This is a genomic window from Rhodoferax saidenbachensis (assembly GCF_031457975.1).
GTDB lineage: Bacteria > Pseudomonadota > Gammaproteobacteria > Burkholderiales > Burkholderiaceae_C > Allorhodoferax > Allorhodoferax saidenbachensis_A.
Window position 1 is genome coordinate 79,205 of the sequence record NZ_JAVDXO010000014.1, and the last position, 6,525, is coordinate 85,729.

2 protein-coding genes are annotated in these 6,525 nt (G+C 51.9%); both read left to right on the top strand.

Features of this window, described 5'->3' with window-relative positions; all coding sequences use genetic code 11:
- Positions 1 to 68 precede the first annotated feature (68 nt).
- Entirely contained in the window at positions 69 to 494 is a 426-nt protein-coding gene (locus tag J2X15_RS20545; RefSeq protein ID WP_310346716.1) for a hypothetical protein, read from the top strand.
- A 12-nt stretch (positions 495 to 506) separates the two neighbouring features.
- On the top strand, positions 507 to 6,525 hold a 6,019-nt coding region (locus tag J2X15_RS20550; RefSeq protein ID WP_310346717.1), incomplete at its 3' end, for a beta strand repeat-containing protein.

Here is a 6,525-nt window from a genome sequence, read left to right on the forward strand (position 1 = left end):
CTATGGGTACGCTCCATCAAAAAAATTTGAATATTCACACATGTCAACTAAATGAGAAGAGATTTTCTATGGGATTTGTAACTGAAAAAATTTCGCCGCAGGATGTAGAAAAATACAATCTATTGGAGGTCAACAAATCACTCCATACTAGCGATCTTTCTAACTGGACAATTGACAGGGAGCGAGATATCTATTTACGCTACATTTCCTACGACTGGCAAAATCCGAGCTGCAGCGAATACAGTTTCTATTGGAAAGGGAATTTGCTGCGAATAGATTTGAATACTCTGTCGTACAAAGGCGAGCAAGGTGGCCCCATGAGGCAAACCTGGGAAGTTATTTCCTTATCGAGGGATGGGCATTTTTGGTTGCCCCAAGATATTGAATCACTGCGCGTCAATATAACGTCGGATTTGAAAGAAGCCCTTTTGGCTAGGGGGGGAGCTGAAATTCAAGGTCATTACACAAGCTACATCCCAACTTTTACATTTTAAGAGAGAAAAATAATGCCTATTTCAAAACAAGAAGCACTAGACCTTATCAAGCAGAACCCCGAACAATACAGCACACTTGATTCGTTACGCCTTCTTGCAAACCAATTGTCGATTGATGCTACAGGGAAATTCACAATTTTATACTCGGGCCCCCTCGGGGATTTGAAAACAATGGCTCTTGTAAATGCATTTATAGATGCACATGAGGACATACGGTTGATCGATAACACCGAGCGAGCGGAGTTTTTAAAAAGCCCAGACTTCATACAAGCAGTCGCGAATGCTGTTACAGCCGAAACCGATAATTTTACGACTCCTGAAAATGTTCTGAGTGATCAATCCAATTTAGGTAATAAATTTCTCTATGATCCGAAGGAAGGTGAATGGGCCAGAGCATCAGATAGTTTTTCATTGGCGACCAAAGGCCCGATATTCACATTAACGGCAGATGCAAACCCTGCTAGAACTTTCACGCAAGTGGAGCTGTTAAATAGTCTTGAAGGAATTGGTGGATCATCAATTAACAAAATACCCAATGAGGTTTTTGTTGAAATTTTTAAAACCCAACTTGCAGCATATTCTGCTGATCCACTGACAGCCTCTCAGGCTGCAGAGCTTGCCACTCTGGATGTTAACAAGGCGGTTGCGGCTACCTCACTTGATATAGTCAAGAACATTAAGGTTGGGCTGGTTGACGGTCGACTTGTAGTTGATACAACAAGCCTGACTGATCCAGCGTTGAATTACGTAGGTCGCCCGATTGAAGCTAACGCTATTGAGGTGCGTAATTTTGTAAGCTTAGACAAAATATCCGCTGATGGACAGGTTAACGCAACTGAGGGATTGCAGCTAATCAAGAAAAACACCATCTCGCTTTCCGTGGAGCCTGGCTTATCAGTTGGTGGTGCGGCAACAGCTTCAGAATATATGCTGTCACTTGGCGCGGAGGGGCTTGTCAAACTGGCAAACAAGGCCGGTGCGCTCGCCGTGGCGCTTGAAGGTGCACATGCAATTGTTGATGCACAGCAGGCTATTGCTGCGGGTGATGAAGTCGGCGGAAGAGAAATAATTGCTGATGCCGTGACTAAGATTGAAAGTGCGCTTGCTGGAGCGGCCATTGGTACCGAAGTAACGGCTGCCTATTTCTTTTGGCTAGAAGCAGTCCCGGTATGGGGGCAAGCCGCACATGTGGTTGTGACCCTTGCCGGTGGTGTTGGTGGCGCAGTCCTGGGCGCTGAAGGTCAGCAAAAAGTAAAGCAAATACTCACAAAAGCGATGGAGCATGGTGTTGGCGTTACATCTGATCCGATGGGAGCAGACGATGCAAAGTCGATCATGGATGCAGTTGCGTCCATTGCCGTAGCGACTACAAAACCTGACTATGGCTTCTCCGACCTTGCCGGTGGAGGGCGCGGTTTCATCAATTCACCACTTGTAGCTCCATCACCTGAGAGGATTAGTGCGAGTTATGTGGATAGCATGGGAGCCAATAGTCACGGCGTAACTATCAAAGCGGGGGGCACTATTTCAGATGCATGGGCGGTGCAAAAAGCTTTGGGCAATAACTTCACTCTGGAGGAATTTAGCCGGGCAATATTGGCAACCAACCCCGACATTACAAACATCAATCAAGTTAGTGCCGGACAAACCGTCAATATTCCAGAGAAACTCGCTGACGGCAGTACAACGTACCACTACACCGGTGGTGTTTCGATCAACAGTAATCCTGCGAATGGCGATTACCACATGGTGGTTCCGTCGGGGTCAGGTCTGACAACGATTTATTCTCGCACTGCAGACGACAATGCGCTAGGTGGAGAGGGCTATACGGTCAAAGTTACGACCATGCGGGGTGAGGCCGTTGTCAACGAAACAATCGGCAGACTTGCAAGTCTTGATGGCCCCTACATTACTTTGGTCAAGCGTTCATTGGAGCCTGACGCGAATGGCAACATGGGGTATGTATATTCGGATTTGTTGAATTCCAATGCGGACAACACGTCTGTTGTTGACATCTCCATTCTTGATGCAGCCAATGCATCCTCTGACCCCATAGGTACCTTGGCAAATGCCCTAACAGGGCAGGACACTACCCAAACGAATACAGGTTTGGAGCGAACCCCTGACGGTGATCAAGTGTTTAGAGACGATGAGGGCAGCACACTCATCATGCACACAGATCCAGTGACCGGTGTTACTACATATAGCAGCACTCCGGCCCCAGACAGCAACTTGTTGGGGACTGGACTTGGAAATCCTGCGTTTACCTCGGCCACCAGCACAACGGTCACCGTCTCCCCGGATGGGACAAGAGGCCTAGTCTATGGGTATGCCAACGGCATGAATATGACGGCTACCCAGCGGCCTGATGGAACTTTTGCTTATACATCTCACACTATTGTCAATGGCTACCCTGCAGTTCAAGCCATATGGACTAGTGCGGATGGGAAGCCCATAACCTCACGTGATGGCTCACCAGTCTTGGGAACTGTAATTAGTGGCGGTGTGCCGAGCAAAAGTAATGGTCCGATTGGCAGTGAGTACCCTAATCCTGTTCCTCCGCCAGCGGGTCCGATTGGCAGTGAGTACCCTAATCCTGTTCCTCCGCCAGCGGGTCCGATTGGCAGTGAGTACCCTAATCCTGTTCCTCCGCCAGCGGGTCCGATTGGCAGTGAGTACCCTAATCCTGTTCCTCCACCAGCGGGTCCGATTGGCAGTGAGTACCCCAATCCTGTTCCACCATCTAGCCCACCGAGCGAGGGGGGCGATGCCGGCGGTGGCGGAGATACCGGCGGTGGCGGATCAAGTGATCCTATCCTCATTGACTTGGACGGCGATGGCGTTGAACTAATCGCTCGCCATGCCTCTGGTGTCTATTTCGATAGCTTGGGAGACGGACTTTTGCACCATACCGGCTGGGTCGGCAAAGACGATGCCATCGTTGTCGAAGACCTCAACGGAGATGGAAAAATCACCTTGGGTTCGGAAGTTGCATTTGCCATGAGGACAACTGCAACTGACTCTGATTTGGAAGCCCTGATCAGCCTGCACGATACCGATGGAGATGCTCAGATAACTGCCGACGATGCAGGTATTGAAAACCTACGTTTGTGGAAAGACTCCAATAGCAATGGCGTTACTGATGCCGGCGAGTTGTTGACATTTGAGCAAGCGGGGCTGGTGTCCATATCCGGACAGCGCCGGATCGTCAACTACAACACCGGAGATGCCAATATTTCCGCGATGAGTACGGCGACGTTCGAAATCAGTGGACAGGCGAGTACCCGTGCAGTTGCAGATATGAGCTTCCAAGTGGAGGCGGCTGCATTCCGCTCGGTAAGCACCGATGCCGACGGCAATGCCATTGCCACTACTATCGATGGCCGTGTGCTTTTACAGGCTCACACTGCACTCAATACAACTTTGTCATCTGCTCTTGATGGCGCAGTGGGTAGTGCGCAGGCAGACGTCATTGCGGCCACCAAAGCCACTTCAATTTTTGGAGGTGCCGACGATGATGTGATTTACGGCAGCAGTCAAGACGATTGGCTCCAAGGTGACGCTGGCAAAGATATCCTGGTTGGTGGCGAAGGTAACGACACTTTGGTCATTGACAGCGAAGACAACACCATGTTTGTTCAGGGTGGCAAGGGCTTCGATACGGTCATTGTCGAGGGCACAGGTGGTGTCACGTTGGACATGACCTTGTCTACCGTTGAACTTGCCTATGGAGGAGATGGAAACGACGTATTCACAAACAGCGGTGTTGGCAGTGTGCTCATGTCTGGTGGAACTGGCGACGATACTTTGACAGGAGGCGCCGGTGCCGATATGTTGCGAGGCGACGCAGGCAATGACATCTTGGAGGGCGGTGCAGGCAACGACGTCCTCATGGGTGGAGCAGGGAACGACACCTACATCCTGCGTGTCGGAACTGGGACTGACACATTATTGGATACCTCAGGCATTGACCGAGTTCTGGTGCGTGGTGCATTGAGTGCAGAGGACATTCAATTGACACGTCGCGACCAGGATGTGATCGTCACGATTGTGGGAACTACCGATGCGCTGGTTCTGACGAACTGGTTTGGCAATGCGGCCGGCCAAAACTCAGCAGCATTGATCGAGTCCATCCAGTTTGAAAACGGTTCTTCAGCAATTGACGCCAGCTATATCAACGGATTGCTCGGCAACCACACCCCAACGGTGACCGCAGATGCTGTAGCACTCAACGAGGATGGGGTCACGCTTGCAACTGGCAACGTGTTGGCCAATGACTCTGATGTAGATCTCCCGGTGGACAGTCGTCAACATCTGAGCGTGGCGAGTTCCGGTACGATGGACGGTACCTATGGCAAGCTTCAATTGAATGCCGATGGTAGCTACAGCTATATGTTGAATAACGATGCGGCTGTGGTTCAGTCAATGGGGCGCAATGCAACCGTGACCGACACCTTCAGCTACACCGTCCAGGACAATGCAGTTGATAACAAGTCGGTAACGTCCAATTTGACCATCGCCATCCAAGGCACCAACGATGGTCCGCAGGTAAATGGTGACGTGACGCAAGTCAAAGAAGACGCAACTATCAGTGCAACAGGAAACGTTCTGGGCAATGACACCGACGTCGACATTGGCGACACTTTGTCCGTTGCTAACGCAGGTGTCCTGCAAGGGACTTATGGTGACCTGACCTTGCAAGCCAATGGTAGCTACAGCTACGTTCTTAAGAGCACCCAGGCCAATGTACAGAGCCTGCGTGAAGGCCAGCAGGTAGTGGACAGTTTCAACTACACCGCCACCGATGGCCTGGCGACTTCCAATGCCGTCCTGAACGTGACGGTCACAGGGACCAACGACGGTCCGCAGGCATGGGGCGATGTGGCACAAGTCACCGAAGACACAGCAGTCAGCGCCATAGGCAACGTCTTGGGCAATGACACCGATATCGACATTGGCGACACATTGTCTGTGTCGACTGCAGGTGTCCTGCACGGCACCTACGGCGATCTGACCCTGCAGACCGACGGCAGTTACCGCTACGACCTCAAGAACGCCCAAGCGAATGTGCAGGGCCTGCGGGGAGGCCAAACGGTGGTGGACAGTTTCAACTACACCGCAACAGACGGAATCACTACTTCCAGTTCCGTGCTGAACGTGTCCGTCAACGGCACCGACGACGCCCCAGTTGCCTTTGCTGATGCGGGCGCGGTACAGGAAGATGCCACCACTCCCGTCACAGGCAATGTCCTGACCAACGATTCGGATCTAGACCAAGGCACGGTGCTTCAATTGGTCAACACTGGAACCTTGGTTGGTCAGTACGGTACCCTGACTCTTAACGCCAACGGCGGCTACAGCTATGTTCTGAACAACGCCTCGTCGGCAGTTCAGTCTCTGGGCGTAGGTCAAACCCTGGTGGACCAGTTCAGCTACGCGGTCAAAGACGACAGTCCGCAGCCGCTGACTGCTAGCTCCACATTGGCGATCACCATCACCGGTACCAACGACGCGCCTACGGTGGCCAGTGTCATTGGCGCCCAGGCTGCGCGAGAGACGCAGGTTTTCAGTTACACCGTACCTGCAGAAACCTTTGCGGATGTGGACAACGGGGATGGGCTGATTTACAGCGCATTGGCAGTCAACGCTACTGGCGGGACTCAGCCCCTACCGAGCTGGCTGAGCTTCAATGCCACCACCCGCACTTTCAGCGGAACACCTGGCAGTGCAGCCGGCGGTAGCTTTGACTTCCAAGTAACGGCAACCGACGGTTCCGGCGCCAGTGTCTCCACGCGCTTTACGCTGGACATCACGGACGAGTTTGCGGGTGTGGGAGCCAGCATCAATGTCATCACTGGCACCTCAGCCAACGACACATTGAACGGCACCCGCCTTGATGAGACATTGATTGGCAACGCAGGCGCAGACACAATGGTGGGAGGAGCAGGTAACGACACCTACTACGTGGACGCTAACACGGACGTGGTGGTAGAGGCTGTCAATGAAGGCATTGATACGATAGTGAGTTCGG